Below are 25,112 nucleotides of genomic sequence, written 5' to 3'. Positions count from 1 at the left end.
CGGAAAAATGCGCCGCTACGCCCGCACCGTCCTCGATCCCGCCGGCCTGGGCCCGGAAACGAGCGTGGCCCGTCCTCGCGAAGAGGACGGGCCGCGTCGTTTCGTGTGGTGGTCCGTGGATGGAAGGTCAGGCGGCTACGACGAGGCCGAGCCTCGCCAGGAGCCGTTCTCGAACCGCCGGCCATTCAGGGCTGAGGATCGAGTAGTACGCGGTATCTCGGACCGTGTTGTCGGCGCCTCGGCTGTCCGCTCGTCGCACGCCGTCCAGGCGTGCGCCGAGGGCCTCGATGGCGGCCCGGGATCGGCTGTTGCGTACGTCTGCCTTCAGGGTGATCCGGTGTACTTGCCAGGTCTCGAAGGCGTGGGAGAGCATCAGGAACTTGCTCTCCCTGTTGACACCGGTGCCCTGGGCTGACGCCGCCAGCCAGGTGTAACCGATGTCCGCCACGGACGGGACCTCGCCCACCACGCCTTTGGCGCCCGGCGGCCAGGGCATGGGGCCCTGCCAGTACTCCAGGTGCATCAGACGGGTGGCACCGACCACGCGGTCGGTGTGCAGCCACCGGATGGCGAAGGGCAGCGTACGGCCCTCCGCCTGCTCAGCCAGGGCGGCCTCCACGTAGGAGACCATCTCTTCCCGGCCTGCGGGAACGCGAGTGAAGGCGTAGGTAGAACGGTCCTCACTCGCCGCGGCGACGAGGTCGTCGACGACCGCGAGGCTGAGCGGTTCCAGGCGCACGGAGCGCCCGGACAGGGTGACAAAAGCGGGCATGAGCACATGATGAGGGCTCGAGTACGCTCTCGGTGCCAAATGGTAGGAGACATCTTTCGAAGCCTCCGGTGAAGCATCCAGGCTAGCCGTATAACCGCAGGTCAGGGCGGTGAGTGTGGGCATGATCGGCGGCCACGGAGAGTAAAAATTTGGAAACGATCACCAGGCGGGCGTGGCAGCCCCCACGGTGATGTGTGACGAGGCCCCGAAAGCGGCCTCACCTCCCCGAACATGCCGGGTTTCGGCGAGGGTGGTGAGGGCCCGTTCGAGGTGGTCGAGCGCCTCCGCGATCCACGGCAGCGCGAGCGGATCGTCCGCCCGCAGCGCGGCCAACCGCTGCTCGGCGGTCTCGCCGTACAGGAGGCTGGTGGCGACGCGGACGCGCGGCGCGGCGGGCAGGTCGCCGAAGGCCGTGCCGGGGAGGACGCCGATGCCGTGCTCCTCGATCAGGGTCGCGGTCAGCTCCGCCGACGACGAGAAACCCGGAATTTCCGGATATAGGTAAAAACCGCCCTGCGGCTGCGCGACCGACGCCCCGGCCTTGACGAACCGGTCGGCGACCGCGCGGGCCACGATCCCGTGCAGCCTCCTGCTCTCCGCCACGCGCTGGACCAGCTCGCCCGGCTCGGTGAAGGCGTACGCCGCCGCGTGCTGGACCGGGGCCGCCGCGCTGGACCAGATCTCGCTGGCCACCGCGAGCAGCCGGTCGCGCAGGTGGTGGTCGACCAGCCGGGCCACGCCGATGCGCCAGCCCCCGAGCGCCAGGCTCTTGCTCAGCCCGCTGGTGATGATCGTGCGCTCGGGCGCGATCTCGGCCGGGCTGGTGTACGCCGCGACCGGGTCGTGGACGAGGTCGCGGTAGATCTCGTCCGAGATGATGGTCAGGTCGAGGCTTCGGGCCAGCTCGGCGAGACGCCGTACCGTCTCGGGGCGGGCCAGCCGGCCGGTCGGGTTGTCGGGCAGCGTGACCAGCAGCGCCGTCACCGTACGGCCCTGCGCCCGCGCGTGCAGGACGGCGGAGGCGACCAGATCGGGGTCGGGCACCCCACCCTCGCCGGGGGGCGCCGGGACCATGATCGGGCGGACGCCGATGATCTCGGCCTGCGCGGCGTAGCTGACCCAGCTCGGCCTGGGAAGCACGATGTCGCCGCCCAGCGCGAGCATGAGCCCGAAGAGGAGCGCCTTGCTGCCGGGGCCGCACGCGACGAGGCCGGGGTCGGTCGGCAGGCCGCGGCGCGACCAGTAGCCGGCGACGGCCTCGCGCAGCTCGGGGGATCCGGCCACCTGCCCGTAGCTGTTGCTGCCGCCGGCCTCGGACAACCTGCGGCGGAGCTCGGGGTGGACCGGCAGGCCGGCTTCGCCGAAGGCGAGGTGGAGCACTCGCTGCCCGGCGCGGCGTCTTCGCTCGATGTCCTCGTTGGCCGCCAGCGTGGCCGACAGGGTGACATTCATTGGGGTTGCCTTTCCTGGGATTCCGGCGGCCCTCATCCCGTTTTAGAGAATCGCCGGATAGGCCCGGTGTGTTCGGAACGTTCCCAGAGTGGTTGGGTATAGGCATCAGCACAAGCGAGGCTTTTCGGTGGTAGGAGTAAGGAAAACCGATGCTCGACTTAAGGCGATTGATCTTGATTTGTGAGTTCGCCAGGAGGGGGAGCATCGCGGCCACCGCGTCGTCCCTGGGCTACAGCGCGTCGGCGGTCTCGCAGCAACTCGCCGCGCTGGAACGGGAGGCCGGGGCGGTCCTGATCGACCGCACGTCCCGCAGCGCCGAGCTCACCGACGCCGGCCGGCGGCTGGTCGCGCACGCCGAGCGCATCCTCGCCATGGTCGAGACGGCGGAGTCGGAGCTGTCCGCGCAGGCGTCCACCCCCTCAGGGAGGGTCGTGGTCACCGCCTTCCCGACCGCCGCGGTGGCCTTCGCGCCCGCGCTCGCCCAGTCGCTGCGGCGTCACCGGAAGCTGTCGCTGCGGCTGCGGCAGAGCCGTTCCGGACGGGGGCTGCGCGAGGTCGAGTCGGGCGAGGTGGACATCGCCCTGGTGGATGACTGGTGGGGACGCGTGCACGGCCAGGCGACGTTGAAGGCGTTCCCCCTGCTCACCGACCCTCTGGTGCTCGTCGTGCCGCGCCGCCACCCGATGGCCGACACCTCGGTGCCGGTCGATCTGGCCGCGTTGCGCGAGGAGTCGTGGATGGCCACACCCGACGGCGAGCCGTCCCGCACCGCCGTCGACCGGCTGCTCGCCGACGTGGGCGGGCTGCCCCCGATCGCCTGGGAGTTCGAGGGGCTCGGCACGATCCTCAGTCTCGTGGCCAAGGGCATCGGCATCGCCGCCGTGCCCGCCCTCGCGCTCGCGGCCGGCGTGCGGGGCGTCGTGGTACGGGAGTTCCCCGGCTCGCCGATCGAGCGCCGGGTGTACGCGGTGGCCCGGGAGTCGAGCGTTCAGCGGCCCTCGGTGGCGGCCACGCTGCGCGCTCTCCACGTGGCCGCCCGCTATCTCGCCGCCGATCTCGGCTATCTACGCGTGTCCCGCGACCGGGACAGTAGCTTGTCCTGATGTGAGTCCAACTTATGATCTGGAGCGGCTTCTGTGCTCCTCCGGAGCGCGTACGGTCGCCGGCGTCGACGAGGTGGGCCGCGGCTCCTGGGCCGGCCCGGTCGCGGTCTGCGCCGTGGTGACCGACATGTCGCCGCCGCCGGACGGCCTCACCGACTCCAAGCTGCTGACCCCCGCCCGCCGTACCGCCCTCGTCGCCGAGATCGAGGCGTGGGCCGTCGGCATCGGGTACGGCGAGGCGTCGGTCGAGGAGATCGACACGCTGGGCATGACCGAGGCGCTGTGCCGCGCCGCGCGCCGGGCGCTCGCGGAACTGCCCGAGCGGCCCGGCGCGGTGATCCTGGACGGCAAGCACGACTACCTCGGTTCGCCCTGGGCGGTGCGGTGCCAGACGAAGGCCGACCTCTCCTGCGTGTCCGTCGCGGCCGCGTCCGTGATCGCCAAGGTCCGGCGGGACGCGCTCATGGCCTCGCTCGGCTACGACGAGTACGGCTTCGCCGACAACGCCGGGTATCCCTCACCCGCGCACCAGGAGGCGCTGGCGGAGCTCGGGCCCACGCCCCACCACCGCCTGTCGTGGTCGTACATGGACGACCTGCCGAAGTGGCGGCATCTCAAGCGGCACCGCAACGCCCTCGCCGGAGAGGGCCAGCTCTCCCTCTTCGGCTGACCGCCGCCCGATCGTCCCCGTCAGCAGTCGACGAGTTCGGGCTTCTGGTTGAGGATCTGGGCCCGGGGCGTCACGAACTCGTCGTACGCCTCGGCGGCCGCGGGGTGGAACACCGCGACGCGATGGCAGTTCTGGAAGGCGAGCCGTACGCCGAAGTGGCGTTCGAGCGCGCCGCGCATCGCGTCGCTGGCCAGGCAGCGCAGCAACTGGCCGCGGGCGGCCTCGTCCGGCGGGGGCACCTCGTTGTCGGCGAACTCGGCGCCGGAGCGGTCGCGCTGTTCGGCCAGGCCGCTGATGACGGACCACGCGTACGGCAGCGAGTCGCGGACGCACGCGACGAACGCGGCGTCGTCGACCTCGCCGGTGCGGGCCTGGTCGAGCAGTTCGGTGGAAACGGTCAGGGACATGATTTCTCCTCTCGAAAGGGATGAAAAGGACTGGCCTGCCTCAGAGCGTGACGCTAGGCCGGGAGGACGCGCCTCCAGATGTCGCGGAGGCGACAAGTTGCCGGGCTAGGGGCCGTACACGAACTCCGGATCGATCTGGGTGGAGAGGTCCTCGCCGGTGGCGCGGTCGGCCCACGCCCGGGCGTTGCGCAGGTGGAACTCCGCCGCCTGCGTGCCGAACCTCCGCCAGTCCTTGGGCTGCGCGTCGACCCGCTTCAGCAGCATGGCGAGCGCGTCGTGGTCGTCGCCCGACAGGTCGTCCAGCGTGAACGGGCGCCCCTGTTCCAGCGCGCGAACGGCGGGCGAGTGCCCGAACCAGGCGAGCAGGTCGTCTCCCACGTGCTCGCGCAGGAAGTCGACGTCGCGCTGATCCTGAACCTTGTTGCCGACGACGGCGAGGGCGACGCCGAAGTCGGCCGCGTGATCGCGGTACTGCCGGTAGACGCTCACGCCCTGCCTGGTCGGCTCGGCGACCAGGAACGTGACGTCGAACCGGGTGAACAGCCCCGAGGCGAAGGAGTCGGCCCCGGCGGTCATGTCGACGACGACGTACTCGCCCTGGTCGTCAACGAGGTGGTTGAGGTAGAGCTCGACGGCTCCCACCTTGGAGTGGTAGCAGGCGACGCCGAGGTCCTCCTCCTCGAACGGGCCGGTGACCATCAGCGCGACGCCCTCGACCCGCACCGACGGGAAGAACGGGTCGTCCAGCCGGATCAGCCGGGAGCCCCGGCCGGGTGGGGTGGTCTTCACCATCGAGGCGGCGTCGCGGATCCGGGGGTTGTCGCCCCGGAGGTACTCCTTGATCTCGCCGATCATCCCGCCGAGCGGGCGCGGCGTCGTGGCCGCGCCGAGCACCAGGCCGAGGTGCTGGTTGATGTCGGCGTCGATGGCGACGACTGTGCCGATCTGCGCGGCATATCTCGCGAAAAGCGACGACAACGTCGTTTTGCCGCTGCCGCCCTTGCCGACGAACGCCACTCGCATGCTGCCCTCCTTAACATGGTTATGAAAATCATTTCCAGCGACAAGCGTGATGATGTCACAGGCGAGGGCGTTCGCGAAGGAGAACCGCGCAGGAAGGGGCGGTGGAGAGCCGGCGTCAGGCCGTGGGCGGGGTGAAAAGGGTGACGATCCTCGACAAGGTGGGACGCAGCGTCTCCCAGTCCTCGGCCGTGGTCGTCCACGTCAGCACGCTCGTAGTCGCCTCCGTGGACAGCACCCGCCGGAACTGGTGATAGGTCACGCCCCTCTTCAGGCCGGTACGCGCCTGCGACGGGCCGGGCCGGAAGGTGAACTCCCAGTCGGCGGCCGTGCCGTACTCGCTGGACACGGAGGCGAGGCCGAGCCGCCGGTAGGCCTTCACGTCGGGGTAGAGGACCGCCTCGGCCTCACGCAGGGAGCCGAGGGGGTCGGTTCCGCGCTGGCGGGTGATCTCGATCTCGAACCGCGCGTCCCCCGCCGGATCAAGCCACCGGTACGGGCTGCCCGGGGACCGGGTCCAGCCGCGGGGGACCGCCGCCCGCCATCCGTGGTCGGGTGGGCTCGGCCGGTACCACCGCAGCTTCAGCCTGGCAGCGCGTACGGGCTCGGGCGACGGCGTGGCGCTCGACGTCAGCGCTGCCGCCGACGTCTGGGCCGAGGTGGGGTCGAGGGGCCCGGCGAGCGGGATCCGCGCCGCGTCCACGGTGGCGCCGGGCCGGAGCACCGCCCAACCGCCCAGCGCCCCGGCGACCACCGCCGCCGTCGCCACTCCCGTGACCAGTCGCGTACGGCTCCGCGTCGTGACCGGCGGCTCGGCGGGGGGCTCCAACTCGGCGAGCAGGCGGTCGGCGTCCTCGGGGTCGAGCCGCCTGCGCGGATCCCTGGCCAGGAGGCCGCCCACCACCGGGCGCAGCGCCTCCGGCACCGAAGCCAGATCGGCCCCCCGCTCGGCCACGGGAGGCCGGGCGGTGACCGCCGCGTAGAGGGTCGCGCCCAGGCCCCACAGGTCGGCCGCGCGCGTGGGGCCGACGCCGTCCCGCCGTTCCGGAGCGAGGAAGGCCAACGCGCTCCGGAGGGCGCTGACCGGGGCTCCGTGCGCGGGGGAGCGACCGGCGGCCTCCCGGGCGAACGCGGGGTCGGCCGCGAGCACGGAGGCGCCGAAGTCGGCCAGCAGGATCCGGCCGTCGTGGCCGAGGAGGACGTTCGCGGGCCGTACGTCGCCGTGCCGTACCCCGGCGGCGTGGGCGTAGGCGAGGGCCGAGAGCACCTGGCGGGCGACGGCGGCGGCGCGCGGCGCGGGCAGCGGTCCGTCGCCGGCCACCACGCCGTCCAGCGAGCGGGAGCGGACCAGCTCCATGACCACGTACGGGATGCCCTCGTCCTCGGCGTAGTCGTAGACGGCGGCGATGTTGGGGTGCCGGAGCCGCTCGGCCTGGCGGGCCTCGCCGGCCAGTCGCCGGGTGATCTCCAGGCGGCGGCCCTCGCGCAGCCACGGGGGGAGCAGCACCTCCCGGACGGCGATGGGCCGGTCGAGCAGGGTGTCGCGGCCCTCCCAGACGACGCCGGTCGTGCCCTGTCCGAGGGCCCGTACCAGCCGGTAGCGCCGGACGATCAGCTGCCCCGGAGTTCCCATCCCGCCTGCCTCTGCGCAACGGCGAACATGACTGGATCGGGAGTCTTGCACATGAAGCACACGCTCTGTGGATCTTTGCCACGAACCATCGCGAACACTACAAAGGCGGGAGAGACCCGCTCGCGATGTGCGCCAGGGTGATCTCGGTGAGCGTGGTGTGCTCGTACTCGCGCAGGGCGGTCCAGACGCCCGCGAGCGGCCCGGCAACCCCCGGGAAGCGCTCGCTCTCCTGCGACACGCCCTCGATCACCACGATGATGTCGGCCAGGGAGATCTGGTCGGCGGGCCGGGCCAGCCAGTAGCCGCCGTCCGGGCCGCGCTGGCTGTTGATCAGCCCGGCCCGGCGGAGCTGCAGCAGGATGTTGTCGAGGAACCTGCGGGGGATGTCCTGCGCGGTCGCGATCCGTTCCGCGGGCACGGGACCGGGTGGCGCCGCCGCGAGCTCCACTGCGGCGCGCAGGGCGTACTGGGTACGGGCGGAAAGCCGCATGTGCCGTCGGGGTCACGCCCCGGTCAGGGCCAGCGACCGCGCGCCCGGTGTGGGCCGGACGTGGACGGTGGCGCCCGGGGCCAGCGCGAGCTGTTCGGCGGTGCCGCGGGTCACCTGCGCCCACGCCTCCCGGCCGTCGACCAGGAGCTCCACCCGCACCTCGAAGCCGAGCCGGACCACCCGGGTGACCGACGCCTCGTCGCCGCCCGGCCGCGGCTCCGTGCTGATCTCGATGTCGTGCGGGCGGACGAGACTCCCGCCGATCTCGGTGACCGGGCCGAGGAAGCGCATGACGAAGGGGTTCGCCGGGTTGTCGTACACGTCCGACGGGCTGCCGACCTGCTCCACCGCGCCGTCGGCGAGCACCACGACGGTGTCGGCGACCTCGATCGCCTCCTCCTGGTCGTGGGTGACGAACACGGTCGTGACGTGGACCTCGTCGTGCAGGCGGCGCAGCCAGGTCCGCAGCTCCTTGCGCACCTGCGCGTCGAGCGCGCCGAACGGCTCGTCGAGGAGCAGCACCTCGGGCTCGACGGCGAGGGCGCGGGCGAGGGCCATCCGCTGGCGCTGGCCGCCGGAGAGCTGGGACGGATAGCGGTCGGCCATCCGCTCCAGGTGGACCAGTTCCAGCAGCTCCATGACCCGCCTGCGGATCTCGTCCTTGGGCCGCTTGCGGATCTCCAGCCCGAAGGCCACGTTGCGGAACACCGTCATGTGCTTGAAGGCGGCGTAGTGCTGGAAGACGAAACCGACGTTGCGCCGCTGCGGCGAGAGCCGCGTCGCGTCCACACCGGAGATCCGTACGGTCCCCGTGTCGGGGTGCTCCAGCCCTGCGATCACGCGCAGCAGCGTCGACTTTCCGCCGCCGCTCGGGCCGAGCAGGGCGGTCAGCGATCCGGAGGCGACGTCCACGGAGACGTCGCGCAGCACGGGGGTGGTCCCGAAGGACTTGTTCACGTCGCGTACTTCGATGGCCATGTCAGTCCTTTGGGCGCAGGAGCCTGGTGAGCAGCAGGGTGACGACGGCGAGCAGCGCGAGCGCCGTGGCCGCCGCGAACGCCGCCGGCTGGTCGAAGTTCTGGAAGCGCTCCTCGACGAAGAGGGTGAGGGTCTGGGTCTGGTCGACCAGACGTCCGGAGACGACCGCGACCGCGCCGTACTCGCCGAGGGAGCGGGCCAGGCACAGCACCACGCCGTACGCCAGGGCCGAGCGGATGCCGGGGAGCGTGATGCGGAGGAACGTCTGGAAGCGGCTCGCCCCGAGCGTGTGCGCGGCCTGCTCCTGCTCGTCGCCGAGCTCCTCCAGGACGGGGACGACGGACCGCACCACGAGCGGCAGCGCCACGAAGACCGTGGCGAGCACCATGCCGGGCGTCGAGAAGATGATCTGCAGGCCCCAGCTCTCCAGCAGCCCGCCCACCGGGGAGAACCTGCCGTACAGCAGGATGAGCGCGAGGCCGACGACGACCGGGGACACCGCCATCGGCAGGTCGACGAACGCGCCGAGGAGACGCTTCCCCGGGAAGTCGTGCCGGACGAGCAGGAGGGCGGCGCCGACGCCGAAGACGGTGTTCAGGGCGACCGCCCACAGCGCGACGACGAGGGTGACCTGGAACGCGTGCAGTGCCGAGGACGAGGTCAGCGCCTCGACGAACGGGCCCAGGCCGTCGCCGAAGGTCCGCCAGACGATCAGCGCGACCGGGAGTACCAGCAGGAAGAACAGGTAGCCGACGGCGATCACGCGCAGGACGTACCTGGAGACGCCGCGCGTGCCGTTCTGGGCGGTGGTGCCGGTGCTCGTGTCGACCGTGCTCGTGTCGACCGTGCTCGTGTCGATCGTTCCGGACTCAGCCACGGCGGCTCCCCCATCGTTGCAGGAGGTCGAGCGCCAGCAGGGCGACCAGGGCCACGACCAGCAGGACCGTCGAGATCGCCGCCGCGCCGGTGGTGTTGTCCCCCTCGATCTGGCTGAAGATGTTGACCGCCGCGACCTGGGTCCTGAACGGCAGGTTGCCCGAGATCAGCACGGTCGAGCCGAACTCCGAGATCGCGCGCGTGAACGCCAGCGCGGTGCCGGACAGCATCGCGGGCACCAGGTTCGGCAGAATGATCCGCCGGAAGGTCTGGAACGGGCTCGCCCCGAGCGAGGCCGCGGCCTGCTCCATGTCCTTGTCCAGCTCGATCAGCACCGGCTGCACCGTGCGGACCACGAACGGCAGCGTGACGAAGAGCAGCGCGAGCCCCACGCCGGCCCTGCTGTAGGCCAGGTTCACCCCGAGCGGGCTCTCCGGGCCGTACAGCGCGAGCAGGACCAGACCGGCGACGATCGTCGGCAGGGCGAAGGGCAGGTCGATCAGCGTGTCCACGATCGCCTTGCCGGGGAAGCGGTCGCGGACCAGCACCCAGGCGATGAGAGTGCCCAGGACGAGGTTGACGAGCGCGACGACCGCCGAGGCGCCGATCGTGAGGGTGAGCGCGGCCCACGCGTCGGGCGTGGTGACCGCCTTCCAGAAGTAGCCGAGCCCCTCGTCCGTGGACCGCACCACCACGAGGGCGAGCGGGATCAGCACGATCAGGCTCAGGTACAGCACGGCGGAGCCGAGGCCGAGGGCGGTGCCCCCGGAGACGCGCCGGCGGCGCCGCGCCCCCGCGCGCGGCGGGGGAGCGGTGCGGGAGGGGGTTTCCACGCTCATGTCGACCCCGTAAGCGTGTGGGACCCCTGGCGGGGATCACTCCGGCCGGTCATGGCGGTCACTTCTCGGTCGCGACGCCGAGCTTGCGCTCGATCTCGGCGACCTTGCCGGTCTTCGGGTCGAAGAACTCGCTGGTGATCGTGTCCCAGCCGCCGATGTCCCGGATCGTGAAGAGCTGCGGCGGGTTGGGCCAGGTGAAGCCGTTCACGCCGTCGACCACCGGGCGGTAGCCGTTCTTGGCGAAGATCGTCTGGGCCTCGACGGAGTAGAGGTACTTGAGGAAGGCCGCGGCCTCCTTGGGGTGGGCCGAGTTCTTCGTGATCGCGACCGGGTTCTCGATCAGGAGCGTGGCGTCGGGGACGACGTACTCCAGCTCCTGCTTGTTCTGCTGGGCGAAGATCGCCTCGTTCTCGTAGGTCAGCAGTGCGTCGCCCTTGCCGACGGTGAAGGTCTGCAGCGCCTTGCGTCCGCTGTCGTCCTGGACCGGAACGTTGTGCAGCAGCTTGTCCAGGTAGGCGAGCCCGGCCTCCTGGTTCGCGCCCTTGTCGGACTTCGCGCCGTACCCGGCGAGCAGGTTCCACCGGGCGGCGCCGGAGGTGAAGGGGTTCGGGGTGATGACCTCGACGCCGGGCTTGACCAGGTCGTCCCAGGTCCTGAGGTTCTTCGGGTTGCCCTTGCGGGTGCCGATCACCACGATCGACTTGGTCAGGATGCCCTTGGTCGCGCCGCTGTTCCAGTCCTCGGCCACGAGTCCGGCCTTGACCAGGCGGGTGATGTCGGTCTCCAGGGAGAACTCGACGATGTCCGCCTTGAGCCCGGACGCCACCGCGCGGCTCTGGTCGCCGGAGGCGCCGTACGACTGGGTGAAGGTGACGTTCTTCCCCTCGGGAGTCTTCTGGAAGGCGGCGATGATCTCCGTGAAAGCCGCCTGCGGGGTGGAGTAGGCGACGAGCGCCAGCTTGACCTTTCCGTCTCCCCCCGAACCGCTGCCTCCCCCGCAGGCCGTGATCAGGGCGGTGGTCGCGACGGCGGCGGCCGTGATCCCCCGGAGCCTGCGAACGCTCATGGCTTCTCCCTGCTTTTCCTACTAAATAAGTCGGCTTAGCAGATATTGAAGCCCAGGGTCATATTCCCGTCAAGCCCGATAGGTTTTTCGGCGAGGATCAGCAGATGTTGTCGAGCGACTGGGGAGTGCTCCGCGACGACGGGTGCGGCGACGGCTGAGGGGAACGCGCCGCGTGCCCTGAGTGTCCCGGTCGCTGGGGGCGCAGGGCCGTGGCCACCTCGCGCCGGATGAGGCCCCAGTCCGGGTGGGCCGTGTTCACCAGCGGCGGCACGAACTGCAGGCTCCGGATGTGCGCGGTCTTGATCTTCTCCGAGAGTTGGAGTACCGCGGGCAGCATGTCCTGCGGCACGTCCGTCGTGACGTAGCGCTTGGTCGCGTCCGCGATCTGCTCGAAGCCGCGCAGCACCGCCATCGGGTCGGCCTGCTTGGCGACCGCGTTGAGCAGGCACTTCTGCCGGGCCATCCGCACGTAGTCGTCGCTGTCCGTACGCGAGCGGCCGAACCAGAGGGCCTGCTGCCCGTCCAGGCGCCGCCGGCCCGCCTGCAGCACGCCGCCCTCCAGCCCGTACGGGATGTCCTGCCTGATGGTGACCGTGACCCCGCCGATGGCGTTGATCATCTGGGCGAAGCCCTTCATGTCGAGCATGGCGTAGTAGTCGATGCGCAGCCCGAGGATGCCGGAGACGGTGTCCCTGAGCAGCCGCATCCCGCGGTCCTTGGGCGGGCCGGGGGCGATCCGCGGGTGGTCCTCGGCCCACTGGTACACCTCGTTCAGCAGGCCGGGCGTTTCATCGTCGCCGTCGCCGGTGAACCCCTTGGGAAAGGCGTCCCGCGCCGGGCCGGGCGGCATCGGCACGTGCTCCAGGTTGCGCGGCAGGCCGAAGAGCACCGTGTCGCCGGTGCGGGTGTCCACGCTCGCGACGGTCACGCTGTCGGTCCGCGCGCCCGGCCGGTTGCCGGCCGCGTCCGCGCCGGCGAGGAGGATGTTCACCCGCTGCTTCCCGGCCCAGGGGTCCGGCCGATGCGCCCCTCCGTCGAAGACCGTGAGCAGCACGTCCCGCGACACGTAGGCCAGCCGCCCGGCGAACGCCATCGGCACGGTGACCAGCAGGCACAGCAGCGCGACCGCCCCGGTCCCGATGGCGCGCTCCACCCGGTCGAGGTCCGCCGGCCGCACCACCCGGTACGACGAGACGATGACGGCCGACCAGCAGAACCCGATCGCCAGCGCCGTCGCGATCAGGCCGGTCAGCCAGTTCGGTCGTACGACAAGATCCAGCAGCGCGGAGCGGAACGCCGTGACAGCGGTGAACACGGTCCCGAGGAGCAGCGTGTACGCGCCCGCGAGCACGAGGCCGGTTCGGGTGCGGCCCGCAGCCAGGTGGGCGATCCCCCAGACCATGGCCGAGGCGAGGGTCAGCCCCAGTGCCTGTCCGAGGTTCCGCCAGTCGATCCGCATCCGCAGCACTCCACGTCCGGGTATCCGTGGCTACTGCCCGCCGAACGAACGACATAACAGATCAGTAACGGATCCGGTGGAATCCCGGTCAGCTCGCGGTGCAACTGTCCTGGGTCGCGTCGAAGCCCTCGACGTCGTCCAGAGTCTTGGGCGGCTTCAGTCCCTGCCAGTCCGCGCCGAGGACGAGCACCAGCGTCTGCGTCTTCGCGTTCTGCGCGCGGTGGGTCCGCGCGGTGAGCAGCTCGCGGTAGAGCCGGGGCGCCCGGCCCTCGCCGTTCGGCGAGTACATGAGGACGGTCTTGGCGTACGGCTTGGCCGCGGACGAGATCTTCCTGATGTGGTAGCCGCGCTGCTCCAACTCGGCGGCGACCGTCGTGCCGAGTCCCTGCCTGCCGGTTCCGTTCTCCACGATGACGTGGATCTGCGACTTGGGGATCTTCTGCTCGCCGCTCTTGACGCCCTTGCTGATCTGGTCGGCGGCGACCATCTTGAACAGGCGGTTCGCCTGCGGCTGGACCCACTCGACCCGGCCAGGGCTCGCCACGGAGTAGCGCCACGGCGTGGTCACGAACCGGATCTGCCCGGCGGTCAGGCCCTCCGCGCTCATCGCGAGGTCCTTCATCACGCCCACGGTCAGGTCAGGGTCCGTGGTGATCGACTTGGTGACCGCGTCGAGGAAGCCGAAGAGCGTCTTCGGATCGGTCAGGGTGTCGCCGCTCATCGCCTTCTTGGCCATCGAGGCGAGGAACATCTGCTGTCGCTGGATCCGGCCGATGTCGGAGCCGTCGCCGAGGCTGTAGCGGGCCCGCACGTAGCCGAGCGCCTGCTCGCCCTTGAGCACCTGGCGGCCGGCGGGCAGGGTCAGCCGCGCCTTCTTGTCGTTGATCGCCTCGGGGATGCAGACCGGCACGCCGCCCAGCGCGTTGACCATCCCTTTGAAGCCCGTGAAGTCCACCTTGACGAAGTGGTCGATGTGGATGTCGGTCAGTGCCTCGATGGTGCGCCAGGTGCACGCGATGCCGCCGGAGTTGAACGACTCGTTGATCATGCCGACGTGCGCTCGCTGGCCGGGGAGGCCGTTCTTCGCCGGGCAGGCGGGGAGCTGGACGAGCGAGTCCCTGGGGAAGCTGATCAGCATCGCGCCGTCCCGCTTCGGCGAGATGTGGGCGAGGATGATCGTGTCGGTCCGCTCGCCCTCGAACTTGCCGTACTTGGCGTTCGCGCCGTCCCGCTGGTCCGACCCGACGATCAGCACGTTCATCGCCTTGCTGATCTTCACCGGGCGCTCGCCGAGGTCCTGCTTGGCGATGACCTCGTGCTTGACGTTCCCGGTGAGTTTGACGTACCCGCCGACGAGGAAGGTCGCCCCGCCGGTCACCGCGCCGAGGACGCCCGCGAGCAGCGCCCAGAGCCAGGCCCGCCATTTGGGCGGGGATGGCGGAGCGGGCGGCTCCTCCACGGGAAGCGCAGGCCGCACGTCGACAAGACCCACGTTCTTAACTCCTGAGATTCGGACGGGGGCCGTCGCCCGCGTCAGAGAGCCCGAAAGCGGCAAATCGCGGAAAGTGTAGCGATGCACCCTGAACATCGCGTATCGCCGTGGCGGCAACCGGGCTGCAAGCGATGGTCAAGTGAGCGTCCCTATCCCTGTGACGTATGAAACAGGCGAAAGGTTGTGAAGTATGGCGCGAAATGCGTTCTTAGTCGGCGCTGCCGTCGGCCTCGTCCTCCTCATCGGCGGCGTGTACGGCATGAGCTCCCTGTCCACCATGTCCTGGGGCGTACCGGTCTTCATCATCGGGCTGTTCCTGCTGATCACCGGGGTGACGGTGTTCACCACCAGGCTGGCCGGAGGCCAGGGGCCCTCCACCGGCGTACTGGGGCGGATGAAGGACTTCATGGGGACGGGCAACCAGGAGCTGATCGGCTCCGGCGTCCCCTGTCGCGCCCTGATCACCGCGATGCGGGACACCGGGACGATGGTGAACGACCAGGTGGTCGTCGCCTTCGACCTCCAGGTCCAGCCCGCGGGCGGGGCGCCGTACCCGGTGAGCCACCGCCAGATCCTGCCGCGCCTCCTGATGGGTGCCGTCCTTCCTGGCAGGGTCGTCCAGATCTGGGCCGATCCCGCGAACCCGCAGCGCCTGGCCATCGACTGGTCGGCCCTCCCGGCCCAGAACACGTGAGATCCGGTACGGCGACGCCGTGCCGGATCCTCATTGTGCAACCGGCATGGTGTTCCCGCTGCGAAAGCGGAAGTATGCTCTTCCCATGCGTCGTTCGTCGTGCCTGAGCTGGTGGCGCTCCTCGTAGGAGCGGCCACTCTCACGCGCGCGACCCAGGGCCGTTCGGATGGACGGCCCTTTTTGATGCTCTCCCGTACAACGGGGCCTCCTCCGGATGGCGTGCCGGCCACAGACCGAGGAGGAGAAACATGACGACCACCGTCACATCCCTGTCCACAGACGACGAGGGGATATCCACAGGCGATCCACAGGCATCCATGACGACCGCCGAGACGACCGGCGGGACGACGGCCGGGGTGCTCGCCGCCCGGCAACGCAGCGCTGAGCTGGAGGAACTCATCCGGAAGGATCCCGGACGGTTCCGGGTCCTCACCGGGGACCGGCCCACCGGGCGGCTGCATCTGGGCCACTACTTCGGCACTCTCCACAACCGCGTCCGGCTCCAGGGGCTGGGGGTGGAGACCTTCCTGATCATCGCCGACTACCAGGTCCTGACCGACCGGGACGTCGCCGAGCGCCTGGACGAATACGTCGAGGACCTGGTCCTGGACTACCTCGCGGCGGGCATCGATCCCGAGCGGACCACGATCTTCGCGCACAGCGCCGTCCCGGCGCTCAACCAGTTGCTGCTGCCGTTCCTCAGCCTGGTCTCGGTCGCCGAGCTGGGCCGCAACCCCACCGTCAAGGACGAGATCGCCCAGTCCCGCCAGTCCGCGGTCAGCGGCCTGATGTTCACCTACCCCGCCCACCAGGCCGCCGACATCCTGTTCTGCAAGGCCAACCTGGTCCCGGTCGGCCAGGACCAGCTTCCCCACCTGGAGCTCACCCGCACCATCGCCCGCCGGTTCAACGACCGGTACGGCAACGGCGCGGCCCCGGTCTTCCCGGAACCCGACGCCCTGCTGTCGGCCGCGCCGCTGCTGCTGGGCACCGACGGCGCCAAGATGAGCAAGAGCCGGGGCAACGCCGTCAGTCTGGCCGCCACCGCGGACGAGACCGCCCGGCTCATTCGCGGCGCGAAGACCGACCCGGAGCGGCACATCACGTACGACCCGGCCGCCCGGCCCGAGGTGTCCAGCCTCGTTCTGCTGGCGGCGCTGTGTCTCGGCCGCGACCCGCGTGACGTGGCGGCGGACATCGGCGACAAGGGCGCCGCCGCGCTGAAGGCGACCGTGACCGAGGCCGTCAACGAGCACCTCGCCCCGATCCGCGACCGCCGCGCCCGTTACGCCCAGGACCTCGGCTACGTACGCCGAATCCTCCGCGACGGCAACGAGATCGCCAACGAGGTCGCACAGGCCACCCTCGACGATGTGCGGGCCGCGATGAAGACCCTCTATTGAAGGGCGGTCTTCCTCGGTGACGGAAAGCGCTCGCACGATGAGACCCGGCGAGGACCGAAGCCGCGGAAGGTGATGATTCGCGAGAAGCACCGCCACACCGCCCGCACGGGGCCTGCGGCTGAGGGTCGCGATATGGGTCCGTGCAGCTGTGGGTCCGACGATGGACCCGTGCGGGCGGCCGCGACCCGCTGCCCCCTGCCGTTTGGGCTCACAGTCCGCCGAGAGCCGCGAGGGCCGAGCAGATCGGCTATGACGCGCAAGCAGGTGCAGGGCCGTAAGGGGCCGTAAGCGGCACCTGCTGGTGGACGCGATCGCCTTGTTCTTGCGGGGTGGTGAACTCGGCTTCGGTGTAGGACAGGGCGGGCACATCCGGGTTCTGCCCGGTATCCGCGGGGTGTTTCCGCGTGTTGGCCTGGTGGGGGTGGCGGTCATGCCAACGCTGTGGGTCGCGGGCTGGATGTGTCCCATCACCCCCAGGGGTGACATCTGTCGTGGGTCCGTCGTGACAAACGGCGCAGGAACGGCGGGCGCCGGGGGCGAATGCTGAGCCGTATGACACATGAAGTGGAACCCGCGGTGGCCGTACGCGGCCTACGGAAGCACTACGGCGAGGTCCGTGCCGTCGACGGGGTGGACCTGGTGATCGCTCCGGGCGAGGTGGTGGCGCTGCTCGGCCCGAATGGCGCGGGCAAGTCCACCACGGTCGACCTGATGCTCGGCCTGGCCTCGCCTGACGAGGGGGAGGTCGCGCTGCTGGGCCTGCCGCCCCGCGAGGCGATGGTGAAGGGCGGGGTGGGCGTGATGCTCCAGGAGGCCGCCCTGCTCGACGACGTGACCGTGCGCGAGACCCTGGAGGTGATCGCCGGCCTGCACCGCACCCCCATGCCGGTGGACGAGGCATTGCGCCGCGCTGGGGTCGAGGAACTGGGGGACCGTCGGGGGGCGCTGCTCTCCGGCGGCCAGAAGCAGCGGGTCAGGTTCGCCATGGCCGTGGTCAGCGATCCCGACCTGCTGGTGCTCGACGAGCCGACTGCGGCGATGGACGTGGAGAGCCGCAGGGACTTCTGGCGGTCGATGCGCGACTTCACGGACACCGGGCGGACCGTACTGTTCGCCACCCACTACCTGGAGGAGGCCGAGGCTTACGCCGACCGGGTGGTGTTCATGCGGGCCGGAAAGGTCGTCGCCGACGGCCCGGTGGCCATGGTTCTGGCCTCGGTCGGCGGCCGGGTGCTGCGAGCCACCGTGCCGGGCGCCCGGCTGGAGGGCCTGCTCGGGCTGCCCGGGGTGACAACGGCGGAGCTGCGGGGCGAGCGCGCCGAGCTGCACTGTAGCGACCCCGACCGGGTGCTGCGCGAGCTGCTGGCCGTGCACCCGGCCGCGCGCGACGTCGAGATTCGCGCCCTGGGACTGGAAGAGGCGTTCGTCAGGCTGACCGCGAAGGAGTCGGCGTGATGCTGTCCACGTACTTGTCGTTCGAGATCAGGCGGATGGCGCGGAGCGGGAGGTTCCTCATCTTCGCGCTGGGCCTGCCGATCGGCCTCTACCTGCTGGAGTCGAACGTCGTCGGCGGGACCCGCGACGTCGACCTCTACCTCATGGGCGGGCTGGCCGCCTTCGGCGCGTTCAAGGCCGCCATCGATGTCGGGGCGCGTACGGCGGTCGAGCGCGGCATGGGCTGGCAGCGCCAGCTCCGCCTCACCCCGCTGTCCGGGGGCGGATACCTCACGGCGAAGGGGGCCGTGGCGATGCTGGTGGCGCTTCCCCCGGTCGCCGGGGTCGCGCTGGCGGCCGCGCTCGCCTCCGGGATCACCCTCTCCCCGGGGGGCTGGCTGCTCACTGTGCTCGGCGTGTGGCTGGGCACGTTGCCGTTCGCCCTGCTGGGCCTGGTCATCGGCCAGTTCGCCACGCCGCAGAACCTGGCCGCCTACCAGGGCGGCGTCGTGCTGCTGCTCAGCTTCCTCGGCGGGCTGTTTATACCGGTGACCGAGTTCCCCGGCGTGCTGGCGACCGTGGCCAAGGCCCTGCCGACCTACTGGCTGGGGCTGATCGGCCGCGCCGAGACCCTGAATGGCGATGTTACGGGGGCCGCCGCCGTACTCGCCGTGTACACGCTGGTGCTGGGCACGGCCGTGGTCCTGCGCTACCAGCAGGACGCCGCACGGGCCCGGTGACCACGGCTTAAGGTGCTTGCTGTGCGACGAAGGGGCCTGATCCGCGACACGGCGTGGCCGGTGTGGAGCGTCGCCCGGTCCCAGAGCCGGTGGGCGACGGCGCGGGTGATCGCCGTCCTGGCGCTGTTCCTGGTGTGGCTGTTCTACGAGGCCGCGAGGGCTGGGTCAGCGCTTATGGTGGCCCTCGCGGTGGTCTACGGCGGGTGCTGGCTGCTCGCCATGCTGTTAGGCATCGCACTGCGCCCGGCTCACCGGCTCGTGCTGGCCGGCGTGCTGCTCGTCCTCGGCGCCGCCCTGGTCGTGCTGCGCGGTGACCCCGCTGCCATCGGCGTCCTCGCCTACGCGCTCACCGCCGTGGCCTGGCTGCTGCCCTCGCAGTGGGTGTTGCTGGTCGCGGCGGCGGTCACGGCGGCGGGGCTGGCCGCTACCTGGATCGCGCGGGGCTCGCTGGGCTGGACCGAGATCCTGGGTACCGTCGGCGGCACGGTGACCCCGGCGGTGGTGATCTTGCTGGTCCGGCTGCTGGTGCAGCTCGGCAGGGCACAGGAGGAGATCGAGACGCTGGCGGCGGCGGCCGAGCGGGCCCGGCTCGCCCGCGACCTGCACGACGTGCTCGGTCACACCCTCACCACCGTCACCGCCAAGACCGGCCTGGCCCGCCGCCTGCTGGAGCGCGGCGGCGACCGTGAGCAGGCCCTCGCCGAGCTGCGCGATGTCGAACGCCTCTCCCGCGAGGCGCACACCGAGATCCGGGCCACCGTGTCCGGCTACCGCAGGCCGGCGCTCTCCGTCGAGTTGGGCGGCGTCCGGGTCGCGCTGCGGGCCGCAGGGATCTCGGCCACCCTGCCCACCGCCGTCGACCACGTGCCCGCCGATCTGCGCGAACCGTTCGCCTACGTGCTCCGGGAGGGGGTCACCAACGTGATCAGACACAGTGGCGCCACCCGCTGCGAGGTACAGCTCGGCGACTCGTCGCTGGAGATCCGCGACAACGGCCGCGGATCCGAGGCCGCTCCTGGCAACGGGCTGTCCGGGCTGGAGGAACGGCTTCACGCGGTGAACGGCACCCTCCAGGCCGGTCCCCTCCCGCAGGGTGGCTTCCGGCTGAGGGCGAGCCGTCCATGATCCGGGTGCTCCTCGCCGACGATCAGACTCTCTTCAGGGGCGCACTGGCCGCCATGCTCGCCCTGGAACCCGACATCGAGATCGTGGCCCAGGTCGGATCGGGCGACGAGGTCCTCGACGCGGCCCGCCGTACGCGTCCCGACGTGGCCCTGATCGACGTGCAGATGCCAGGCAAGGACGGCCTGGAGGCCACGGCGGAGCTGCGCGCCCTGCTCCCCGGCTGCCGGGTGGTGATCTGCACCACCTTCGGACGGCCCGGCTACTTCGCCCGCGCGATGGAGCACGGCGCCTCCGGGTTCGTGGTCAAGGACTCCTCGCCGGAGCACCTGGTGGAGACGGTACGGCGGGTGCACACCGGTCTGCGGGTCGTCGACCCCGCCCTCGCCGCCGAGTCGCTGGCCAGCGGGACCGGCCCGCTCACCGCACGGGAACGCGACGTGCTGCGCGAGGCCAGGCGCGGCGGCACGGTGAGCGAGATCGCCAAGGCGCTCCACCTGTCGAACGGGACCGTACGCAACCACCTGTCCGCCGCCATCGGCAAGACCGGCGCCGCCACCCGCGCCGAGGCCGCCCTCATCGCCGAGGAGTACGGCTGGCTCTGAGAGATCAATATCCGCACATTAGGCCGCGTTCATTCAGGAGCACGAGGTCACCGACGCTGCCCTGGGAGAAGAGCGGCGAGTCCGGATGTGCTCAGTTGGTGCGTGGGGGTTCTCCGGTCAGTGCCGGTATGAGGTGAGCTTCTTCGTACGCGAAGTGCTCTTCCAACTGGGAGGACAGCCGCTCCAGTTCGGCCAGGAGTGCGGCGGCGTCGTCGGTGTCGGTTGGGGCGGGACGGGTGCCGGGAGTGGCCGTGTCACGGGCTTCGGGGACCGACGTGCCGGTGGAGAGTTCGTCGGCCTCGGGCGTGAGGTTGGCGAGAAGCGCCTGGAGGTCGGCGACGGCCTGGGCCACCACACGGTGTTCCTTGCGGAGCCGGTCCAGGGCAGGAGCCAGGTAGGGGAACCGCTTCTCGAAGTCGGCGAACGCCCCGTCCTCATTGGTGTGGTGGCCATGGAGCGCGTCGCAGAAGAGAAGGCAGTGCCGGCTGAGCTTCCGGCTCAGACCCGGCCGCGCGGAGCCGTACGGCACGGCCTGCCCGGTGGCGTGTCGCCCCGCAAGCTATTTGGAGGGATCGCGAGTGTCAACCGGTAGCCCGGGGCGTCGTGGACCCGGCCTGGACGTCGACGAGGCGATCCGGACACTGCTGCTGGTGATGCCACGGATGGTGGGACGCGCGAAGCGGCTCGGGGTCCCGGAGGAGCTGAGATCGTTCTCGCTGGCGCCCCGGCACCTCTCGTTGCTCGCCTACCTGCTCTTCGACGGGCCGATGAGCGTGAACGGGCTGGCCGCCCGACTTGAGGTCGCGCCCACGACCGTGAGCCTGATGGTGAGCGAGCTCAGTCGTAAGGGCATCCTGGAGCGGCGCGAAGACGACGCCGACCGGCGCAGGAAGATCGTCAGCATCGCCGACGAGCACCGTGCGGCGATCGACGGCTGGCTGGGACACGGCGCCACCGCCTGGCGGAAGGCGCTCGAACCTCTCACGGCCGAGCAGCGGCAGCTGTTCGTGGACACCCTGGCCGCCTACGAACGGGAGATCGCCGGGGAGTGACGCCGTTCCGGCATCCTCGCGCCGTCTGCCAGCCGGACTTCCCCTCCGGGGACAGGGAGGGCGGGCGTGATCTGCCCCGGGGCGGGTGGGGCGAATCGCGTCAGGACTCCGGGGGCGGGGCGGTGCTGCCGCGGGGAGTGAGGCGGGCGGCGTCGTCCTCCAGCGGGCCGGGCTCGGCGCCGTCGATCAGCGCGAGCAGCCGCCGGGCCGCGTGCGCGCCGTACGCGGGGATGTCACGGCTGAGCGCGGTCAGCGGCGGGCGGACCACCTGGGAGAGCGGGGAGTCGTCCCAGGCCACGATGGACAGGTCGGCCGGGACGTCGAGCCGCATCTCCTGGGCCACGGACAGTCCGGCCACCGCCATGATGTCGTTGTCGTAGACGATCGCGGTCGGCCGGTTGGGGGAGCTGAGCGCGTCTTCGGCGACCCGCTGCACCCGTACACCCGGACGCTGCTGGATTCCGTCCCCCGGCTGCACGTCAAACGGGCGGAGCGGCGGGGCGAGGAGCAGGCGGGCCCGACCGCCTGCCCGTTCCACGACCGCGCCCCGGGCACGCCCGTACGCGGTGACCTGGCCGAGCCCGAGAAGGACCACTACGTGGCGTGTGCCGGGCCCGGCGTGTGCCCGGCCGCCGAGTTCCGACAGCCCCCGGCCAAGGAGAGAGTGTGAGCTCGTACCACCCGCTGCACGACGGCTGGACCGTCACCGCCGTGTCCTCCACCGGGCAGTTCCGCCCGGTGGTCGCCGGGGTCCCGCGACCGTTCCCGGTTGCGTCCACACCGACCTGCTCGCCGCGGGGCTCATCGACGACCCCTATCTCGACGACAACGAGGACCGGCTGACCTGGATCGGCCGCACCGACTGGGCCTACGAGACCGTCTTCACCCTTCCCCGACCAACTCGTCACGCTGCTCCCCGGCGAGACCGCGGTGTTCCGAGTGAGCGGCGGCGACCTCGCCCCCGAGGCACTCGTCCGCCACCCGGTGCTGCGCTGCGTCAACGAGGCACGTCCCGCAGGACGGCGTCGCGCCGGTTCGGCCGGAAGCGCGTGATCTCTGGGTAGCATTGGCGCCGTCCACGACGGTGCGGATCGACCTGACGAGCGAGGAATGTTCATGCGGTTCAGCCCGGGTTCATTCGTCGTTGAGCGTGTCCGGGCAGAGTGAGCCCGGCTCCCCCACCCACGAGGAATTCGAGATGGATCTGCTGACCAACCCGATCAAGCCCTACCCCTGGGGCTCCCGCACCGCCATCGCCGGGCTGACCGGGCGGACCGCTTCGGGACCGGAGGCCGAGATGTGGCTCGGCGCCCACCCCTCCGGGCCGTCGCGGCTCACCCGCGACGGCGTCGAGCTGACCCTCATCGACGCGATCGCCGCCGACCCGGAGGCCGAGCTGGGGCGGCCGTCGGTCGAGCGTTTCGGCGCGCGCCTGCCGTACCTGCTGAAGCTGATCGCGGTGGACCGCCCGCTCTCCCTCCAGGTGCATCCCACCGCGGGCCAGGCCGCTGACGGCCACGCCAGGGGAGACGGGAACTACTGCGACCCGTGGCCCAAGCCGGAACTGATCTGCGCGCTCACGCCGTTCACCGCGCTCGCCGGGCTGCGCGCGCCCGAGCAGGCCGCGATGCTCGTCGAGCGGCTCGGCGTGGCGGCGTTGCGGCCCGTCGTGGCGCGCCTCGCCGCCGGTGACATGCTGGCCGCGTTGCGCGAGCTGCTCGGCCTGCCCGGCTCCCGGGCCGACCTGGTGAAGTCGATCGTGTGGGCCGCCTCCGCCGTCCACCAGCCGGACTATGAGCTGATCACACGGCTGGCCCGGCTGTACCCGGAGGATCCCGCCGTCCTCGCGCCGCTGCTGATGCGCAGGCACGAGCTCGAACCCGGCCAGGCGATGTTCCTCGGCGCGGGCGTGCTGCACAGCTACATCTCGGGGTTCGGCGTCGAGATCATGGGCAGTTCCGACAACGTGCTGCGCGCCGGGCTCACCGGCAAGCCGATCGACGTGGACGAGCTGCTGCGGATCACCGACGCCTCAGCCGTCCCGCTGCCCGTCGAGCCGAGCGACGACGCGTACGTGCCGCCCTGCCCCGAGTTCCTGCTGCGCAGGATCGTCCCGGGCGCCGGACGCACCCTGCCGGGTGAGCTGCCGCGGATCCTGCTCTGCGTCGAGGGCGTGGTCCAGGCCGGGGACGAGGTAAAGCTCCGCGCCGGCGACTCGGTCTACGTCCCCGCCTCCGAGGGCCCGGTCACGATCTCCGGCGACGGCACCGTCTTCTGCGCGGAACCGCAGATCCTCTAGCGCTTCCGGCTCACAGGACGTGGACGGCCAGGCCGTACCCGGCGGCCGCGGCCAGGACGCCGAGCAGCAGGCTGCCGACCGCGTTCAGCGCCGCCTCCGCGTACGCCCCCTCCTCGATCAGCCGCATGGTCTCGAACCCGAACGTGCTGAACGTCGTCAGGGCGCCGCAGAAGCCGCTCCCGACCAGCGTGGCGACGAACGGCCCCGGCTGGAGCCCGGTGAGCAGGCCGAGGACGAACGAGCCGGAGATGTTGACCGTGAACGTCCCCCAGGGGAACACCGTGTCGTGCCACCGCTGGACCAGCCAGTCCATCAGATAGCGGGTCGGGGCACCCACCGCGCCGCCGAGGAACACCAGCAGCAGGGTCACGCGCGGCGCCCGACGTAGCGGTAGACCTCGACCGGCTCCACGGTGACCAGCCCCTCGGTCACCAGTTCGTCCAGATCCGAGAGGAAATCCGTGATCCGCTCCTCGGTGTCCACGATGACGATGGACACCGGCAGGTCCTCACTCAGGGAGAGCAGCCTGTTCGTGTGGATGAGCGATGACGCCCCGAACCCCTCGACCCCCCGGAACACGCTCGCTCCCGCCAGGCCCTTGCGGTGCGCCCGGTGGACGATCTCCGTGTAGAGCGGCCGGTGACGGTACTGGTCGGTCTCACCGACGTAGATCGTCAGCCGGCAGGCGTCGCCGTGCAGCCTCATCGCGTCTCCTTCCGTGGGCCACGCCGTACGGGGACGCGGGCGGCGAGCCGGGCGAGTGTCATGCCGCACCAGACCGCGGCCAGCCCGGCGACGAGGCTGACCGCCGCGTAGACGGCCGCCGTGGGCGCGGCCAGCCGTGTGATCTCGACGGCAACGGTGGAGAAGGTGGTGTATCCGCCGAGGAATCCCACGCCCAGGAACGGCCGGACGTACCGGCTCGGCGGCCACACCTGGAGGATGAACACCATCAGCGCGCCCAGCGCGAAGCTGCCGGACAGGTTGATGACCAGGGTGCCCCAGGGGAAGCCGCTCGCTCCCACCGGTACGGCGGAGGTGACCAGGAAACGCGCGACGCTGCCCAGCCCCCCGCCGACCGCGATCGCTCCGAGGACACCGAACGCGCGCCCGCGCCCTCTCACCGGCCGCCCGCGGAACACGTCCTGCCCGGCGCCGGAAGATGTCATGGTGCCGATGGTATCGACCGGGCCGGAAACGCCCCGTGCCCAGCGCGTCAGGCCACGGAACGTGCCTGACGTGCGACCAGGCGGCGCGCGAGGCTCCGGGCCAGGTGCTGGGCGAGCCGGCCATGGGCCACGACCAGCGCGCCGAAGGCCACGGTAAGCGAGGAGACGAGCGCCGCCCCTGCGGTCGCCCGTGCCGCCGCCTCGTCCGTTCCCCCGAGCGTCTCGGCCAGGCCGATGCGCGATTCCTTCTCCATGCCTGCCTCCACGCCCTTTGGCGGAGACGTTATAAATGGCGGCGCGTCATGCGGCCAATGGCTCAACAGAACCGGCACCCGGC

Annotated in this window: 28 protein-coding genes and 2 pseudogenes; 12 read left to right on the top strand and 18 right to left on the bottom strand. The window is 71.0% G+C overall.

Annotated features, from left to right (window positions below):
- Positions 1-127 precede the first annotated feature (127 nt).
- Together AWQ68_RS04030 and AWQ68_RS04025 are read right to left on the bottom strand one after the other, a co-directional pair.
- The gene (locus AWQ68_RS04030; protein ID WP_066935573.1) at positions 128-772 is read right to left on the bottom strand and encodes a GNAT family N-acetyltransferase; all 645 of its coding nucleotides are present in this window, start codon (positions 770-772) and stop codon (positions 128-130) included.
- Positions 773-931: 159 nt separating this feature from the next.
- Positions 932-2,224 carry a pyridoxal phosphate-dependent aminotransferase gene (locus AWQ68_RS04025; RefSeq protein ID WP_084463624.1) on the bottom strand — a complete coding sequence of 431 codons (1,293 nt, stop codon included), beginning with the start codon at positions 2,222-2,224 and terminating at the stop codon, positions 932-934.
- Between the two features lie 149 nt (positions 2,225-2,373).
- Between AWQ68_RS04025 and AWQ68_RS04020 the strand changes: the two genes are divergently transcribed.
- Together AWQ68_RS04020 and rnhB are read left to right on the top strand one after the other, a co-directional pair.
- Positions 2,374-3,327, top strand: coding sequence for a LysR family transcriptional regulator (locus AWQ68_RS04020; protein ID WP_066934803.1), 954 nt, complete (start codon positions 2,374-2,376; stop codon positions 3,325-3,327).
- A 1-nt stretch (position 3,328) separates the two neighbouring features.
- On the top strand, positions 3,329-3,997 hold the full coding sequence (rnhB, locus tag AWQ68_RS04015; protein WP_066934800.1) for a ribonuclease HII: 669 nt from the start codon (positions 3,329-3,331) through the stop codon (positions 3,995-3,997).
- 20 nt (positions 3,998-4,017) lie between these two features.
- Here rnhB and AWQ68_RS04010 read toward each other — a convergent pair whose 3' ends face one another.
- The 10 genes from AWQ68_RS04010 to AWQ68_RS03965 form a co-directional block, all read right to left on the bottom strand.
- Positions 4,018-4,404, bottom strand: a complete 387-nt coding sequence (locus AWQ68_RS04010; RefSeq protein WP_066934797.1) for an SCO5389 family protein — start codon at positions 4,402-4,404, stop codon at positions 4,018-4,020.
- Between the two features lie 105 nt (positions 4,405-4,509).
- On the bottom strand, positions 4,510-5,427 hold the full coding sequence (locus AWQ68_RS04005; RefSeq protein WP_066934794.1) for an ATP-binding protein: 918 nt from the start codon (positions 5,425-5,427) through the stop codon (positions 4,510-4,512).
- A gap of 115 nt (positions 5,428-5,542) precedes the next feature.
- The gene (locus AWQ68_RS04000; RefSeq protein WP_066934790.1) at positions 5,543-7,057 is read right to left on the bottom strand and encodes a serine/threonine-protein kinase; all 1,515 of its coding nucleotides are present in this window, start codon (positions 7,055-7,057) and stop codon (positions 5,543-5,545) included.
- A 97-nt stretch (positions 7,058-7,154) separates the two neighbouring features.
- Positions 7,155-7,547: an RrF2 family transcriptional regulator gene (locus tag AWQ68_RS03995; RefSeq protein ID WP_066934788.1), complete on the bottom strand. Its 393-nt coding sequence runs from the start codon at positions 7,545-7,547 to the stop codon at positions 7,155-7,157.
- Between the two features lie 12 nt (positions 7,548-7,559).
- Positions 7,560-8,525, bottom strand: coding sequence for a sulfate/molybdate ABC transporter ATP-binding protein (locus tag AWQ68_RS03990; RefSeq protein WP_066934786.1), 966 nt, complete (start codon positions 8,523-8,525; stop codon positions 7,560-7,562).
- A gap of 1 nt (position 8,526) precedes the next feature.
- Positions 8,527-9,402 (bottom strand): sulfate ABC transporter permease subunit, encoded by an 876-nt coding sequence (locus AWQ68_RS03985; RefSeq protein WP_218006761.1) that lies wholly within the window; start codon positions 9,400-9,402, stop codon positions 8,527-8,529.
- The gene (gene cysT, locus AWQ68_RS03980) at positions 9,395-10,240 is read right to left on the bottom strand and encodes a sulfate ABC transporter permease subunit CysT (RefSeq protein ID WP_066934783.1); all 846 of its coding nucleotides are present in this window, start codon (positions 10,238-10,240) and stop codon (positions 9,395-9,397) included. The genes AWQ68_RS03985 and cysT overlap by 8 nt, the downstream gene beginning before the upstream one ends.
- Positions 10,241-10,298: 58 nt before the next feature.
- Positions 10,299-11,306 carry a sulfate ABC transporter substrate-binding protein gene (locus tag AWQ68_RS03975; RefSeq protein WP_066934780.1) on the bottom strand — a complete coding sequence of 336 codons (1,008 nt, stop codon included), beginning with the start codon at positions 11,304-11,306 and terminating at the stop codon, positions 10,299-10,301.
- Between the two features lie 97 nt (positions 11,307-11,403).
- Complete coding sequence (locus AWQ68_RS03970) at positions 11,404-12,765, bottom strand: LCP family protein (protein WP_245655736.1); 1,362 nt, start codon at positions 12,763-12,765, stop codon at positions 11,404-11,406.
- An 88-nt stretch (positions 12,766-12,853) separates the two neighbouring features.
- Positions 12,854-14,257, bottom strand: a complete 1,404-nt coding sequence (locus tag AWQ68_RS03965; protein WP_245655735.1) for an LCP family protein — start codon at positions 14,255-14,257, stop codon at positions 12,854-12,856.
- 190 nt (positions 14,258-14,447) lie between these two features.
- Here AWQ68_RS03965 and AWQ68_RS03960 point away from each other — a divergent pair, with 190 nt between their 5' ends.
- From AWQ68_RS03960 to AWQ68_RS03935, 6 genes are all read left to right on the top strand, one after another.
- The gene (locus AWQ68_RS03960) at positions 14,448-14,951 is read left to right on the top strand and encodes a hypothetical protein (RefSeq protein WP_066934773.1); all 504 of its coding nucleotides are present in this window, start codon (positions 14,448-14,450) and stop codon (positions 14,949-14,951) included.
- A gap of 248 nt (positions 14,952-15,199) precedes the next feature.
- Positions 15,200-16,354 (top strand): tryptophan--tRNA ligase, encoded by a 1,155-nt coding sequence (trpS, locus tag AWQ68_RS03955; protein WP_245655734.1) that lies wholly within the window; start codon positions 15,200-15,202, stop codon positions 16,352-16,354.
- A 552-nt stretch (positions 16,355-16,906) separates the two neighbouring features.
- Positions 16,907-17,809, top strand: coding sequence for an ABC transporter ATP-binding protein (locus tag AWQ68_RS03950; RefSeq protein ID WP_066934767.1), 903 nt, complete (start codon positions 16,907-16,909; stop codon positions 17,807-17,809).
- A complete protein-coding gene (locus AWQ68_RS03945) occupies positions 17,809-18,528 on the top strand; it encodes an ABC transporter permease (RefSeq protein ID WP_066935564.1) in 720 nt (239 codons plus the stop codon). The genes AWQ68_RS03950 and AWQ68_RS03945 overlap by 1 nt, the downstream gene beginning before the upstream one ends.
- A 21-nt stretch (positions 18,529-18,549) precedes the next feature.
- The gene (locus AWQ68_RS03940; RefSeq protein WP_084463621.1) at positions 18,550-19,653 is read left to right on the top strand and encodes a sensor histidine kinase; all 1,104 of its coding nucleotides are present in this window, start codon (positions 18,550-18,552) and stop codon (positions 19,651-19,653) included.
- The gene (locus AWQ68_RS03935; RefSeq protein ID WP_066934765.1) at positions 19,650-20,255 is read left to right on the top strand and encodes a response regulator transcription factor; all 606 of its coding nucleotides are present in this window, start codon (positions 19,650-19,652) and stop codon (positions 20,253-20,255) included. The genes AWQ68_RS03940 and AWQ68_RS03935 overlap by 4 nt, the downstream gene beginning before the upstream one ends.
- Before the next feature lie 91 nt (positions 20,256-20,346).
- Here the strand turns inward: AWQ68_RS03935 and AWQ68_RS03930 are convergent, their stop codons facing one another.
- On the bottom strand, positions 20,347-20,784 hold the full coding sequence (locus AWQ68_RS03930) for a hemerythrin domain-containing protein (RefSeq protein ID WP_066934762.1): 438 nt from the start codon (positions 20,782-20,784) through the stop codon (positions 20,347-20,349).
- Between the two features lie 49 nt (positions 20,785-20,833).
- On the opposite strand from AWQ68_RS03930, the gene AWQ68_RS03925 reads away from it, so the two are divergent.
- A complete protein-coding gene (locus tag AWQ68_RS03925) occupies positions 20,834-21,307 on the top strand; it encodes a MarR family transcriptional regulator (protein ID WP_245655733.1) in 474 nt (157 codons plus the stop codon).
- Between the two features lie 100 nt (positions 21,308-21,407).
- Here the strand turns inward: AWQ68_RS03925 and AWQ68_RS40450 are convergent.
- Positions 21,408-21,854: pseudogene (locus AWQ68_RS40450) on the bottom strand (substrate-binding domain-containing protein); the annotation flags it as partial.
- On the opposite strand from AWQ68_RS40450, the gene AWQ68_RS46075 reads away from it, so the two are divergent.
- The 3 genes and pseudogenes from AWQ68_RS46075 to manA all read left to right on the top strand — a co-directional run bounded on the left by AWQ68_RS46075 (position 21,738) and on the right by manA (position 23,606).
- Positions 21,738-21,977, top strand: a complete 240-nt coding sequence (locus AWQ68_RS46075) for an ABC transporter ATP-binding protein (RefSeq protein WP_373281496.1) — start codon at positions 21,738-21,740, stop codon at positions 21,975-21,977. The pseudogene AWQ68_RS40450 and the gene AWQ68_RS46075 sit on opposite strands and share 117 nt — an antisense overlap.
- Positions 21,974-22,191 (top strand): annotated as a pseudogene (locus AWQ68_RS46070) (glycosyl hydrolase 2 galactose-binding domain-containing protein); the annotation flags it as partial. The gene AWQ68_RS46075 and the pseudogene AWQ68_RS46070, both read left to right, overlap by 4 nt.
- Positions 22,192-22,505: 314 nt before the next feature.
- On the top strand, positions 22,506-23,606 hold the full coding sequence (gene manA / locus AWQ68_RS03915) for a mannose-6-phosphate isomerase, class I (protein WP_066934756.1): 1,101 nt from the start codon (positions 22,506-22,508) through the stop codon (positions 23,604-23,606).
- A gap of 10 nt (positions 23,607-23,616) precedes the next feature.
- Here manA and crcB read toward each other — a convergent pair whose 3' ends face one another.
- The 4 genes from crcB to AWQ68_RS03895 are packed head-to-tail and all read right to left on the bottom strand — an operon-like array spanning position 23,617 to position 25,029.
- Positions 23,617-23,976 (bottom strand): fluoride efflux transporter CrcB, encoded by a 360-nt coding sequence (crcB, locus tag AWQ68_RS03910; RefSeq protein WP_066934752.1) that lies wholly within the window; start codon positions 23,974-23,976, stop codon positions 23,617-23,619.
- The gene (locus AWQ68_RS03905) at positions 23,973-24,311 is read right to left on the bottom strand and encodes a DUF190 domain-containing protein (protein WP_066934749.1); all 339 of its coding nucleotides are present in this window, start codon (positions 24,309-24,311) and stop codon (positions 23,973-23,975) included. The genes crcB and AWQ68_RS03905 overlap by 4 nt, the downstream gene beginning before the upstream one ends.
- Positions 24,308-24,775, bottom strand: coding sequence for a fluoride efflux transporter FluC (locus AWQ68_RS03900; RefSeq protein ID WP_084463620.1), 468 nt, complete (start codon positions 24,773-24,775; stop codon positions 24,308-24,310). The genes AWQ68_RS03905 and AWQ68_RS03900 overlap by 4 nt, the downstream gene beginning before the upstream one ends.
- A 47-nt stretch (positions 24,776-24,822) precedes the next feature.
- Entirely contained in the window at positions 24,823-25,029 is a 207-nt protein-coding gene (locus tag AWQ68_RS03895) for a hypothetical protein (protein WP_066934747.1), read from the bottom strand.
- Positions 25,030-25,112 lie beyond the last annotated feature (83 nt).

The organism is Microtetraspora fusca (assembly GCF_001570365.1).
Taxonomy (GTDB): Bacteria; Actinomycetota; Actinomycetes; order Streptosporangiales; family Streptosporangiaceae; genus Microtetraspora; species Microtetraspora fusca.
Note: the sequence above shows the minus strand (reverse complement) of the source record. Positions and strands in the feature narration are given on the sequence as shown.

Coding starts and splice junctions, on each gene's coding strand:
- AWQ68_RS03995 (WP_066934788.1), bottom strand. CDS start 7,547: ATGCGGCTTTCCGCCCGTACCCAGTACGCCCTGCGCGCCGCAGTGGAG.
- AWQ68_RS03975 (WP_066934780.1), bottom strand. CDS start 11,306: ATGAGCGTTCGCAGGCTCCGGGGGATCACGGCCGCCGCCGTCGCGACC.
- AWQ68_RS03990 (WP_066934786.1), bottom strand. CDS start 8,525: ATGGCCATCGAAGTACGCGACGTGAACAAGTCCTTCGGGACCACCCCC.
- AWQ68_RS03950 (WP_066934767.1), top strand. CDS start 16,907: ATGACACATGAAGTGGAACCCGCGGTGGCCGTACGCGGCCTACGGAAG.
- AWQ68_RS04025 (WP_084463624.1), bottom strand. CDS start 2,224: ATGAATGTCACCCTGTCGGCCACGCTGGCGGCCAACGAGGACATCGAG.
- AWQ68_RS03970 (WP_245655736.1), bottom strand. CDS start 12,765: ATGCGGATCGACTGGCGGAACCTCGGACAGGCACTGGGGCTGACCCTC.
- AWQ68_RS04000 (WP_066934790.1), bottom strand. CDS start 7,057: ATGGGAACTCCGGGGCAGCTGATCGTCCGGCGCTACCGGCTGGTACGG.
- AWQ68_RS03945 (WP_066935564.1), top strand. CDS start 17,809: ATGCTGTCCACGTACTTGTCGTTCGAGATCAGGCGGATGGCGCGGAGC.
- AWQ68_RS04010 (WP_066934797.1), bottom strand. CDS start 4,404: ATGTCCCTGACCGTTTCCACCGAACTGCTCGACCAGGCCCGCACCGGC.
- trpS (WP_245655734.1), top strand. CDS start 15,200: ATGACGACCACCGTCACATCCCTGTCCACAGACGACGAGGGGATATCC.
- AWQ68_RS03935 (WP_066934765.1), top strand. CDS start 19,650: ATGATCCGGGTGCTCCTCGCCGACGATCAGACTCTCTTCAGGGGCGCA.
- cysT (WP_066934783.1), bottom strand. CDS start 10,240: ATGAGCGTGGAAACCCCCTCCCGCACCGCTCCCCCGCCGCGCGCGGGG.
- manA (WP_066934756.1), top strand. CDS start 22,506: ATGGATCTGCTGACCAACCCGATCAAGCCCTACCCCTGGGGCTCCCGC.
- AWQ68_RS04020 (WP_066934803.1), top strand. CDS start 2,374: ATGCTCGACTTAAGGCGATTGATCTTGATTTGTGAGTTCGCCAGGAGG.
- AWQ68_RS04030 (WP_066935573.1), bottom strand. CDS start 772: ATGCCCGCTTTTGTCACCCTGTCCGGGCGCTCCGTGCGCCTGGAACCG.
- AWQ68_RS03900 (WP_084463620.1), bottom strand. CDS start 24,775: ATGACATCTTCCGGCGCCGGGCAGGACGTGTTCCGCGGGCGGCCGGTG.
- AWQ68_RS03905 (WP_066934749.1), bottom strand. CDS start 24,311: ATGAGGCTGCACGGCGACGCCTGCCGGCTGACGATCTACGTCGGTGAG.
- AWQ68_RS04005 (WP_066934794.1), bottom strand. CDS start 5,427: ATGCGAGTGGCGTTCGTCGGCAAGGGCGGCAGCGGCAAAACGACGTTG.
- AWQ68_RS03895 (WP_066934747.1), bottom strand. CDS start 25,029: ATGGAGAAGGAATCGCGCATCGGCCTGGCCGAGACGCTCGGGGGAACG.
- AWQ68_RS03960 (WP_066934773.1), top strand. CDS start 14,448: ATGGCGCGAAATGCGTTCTTAGTCGGCGCTGCCGTCGGCCTCGTCCTC.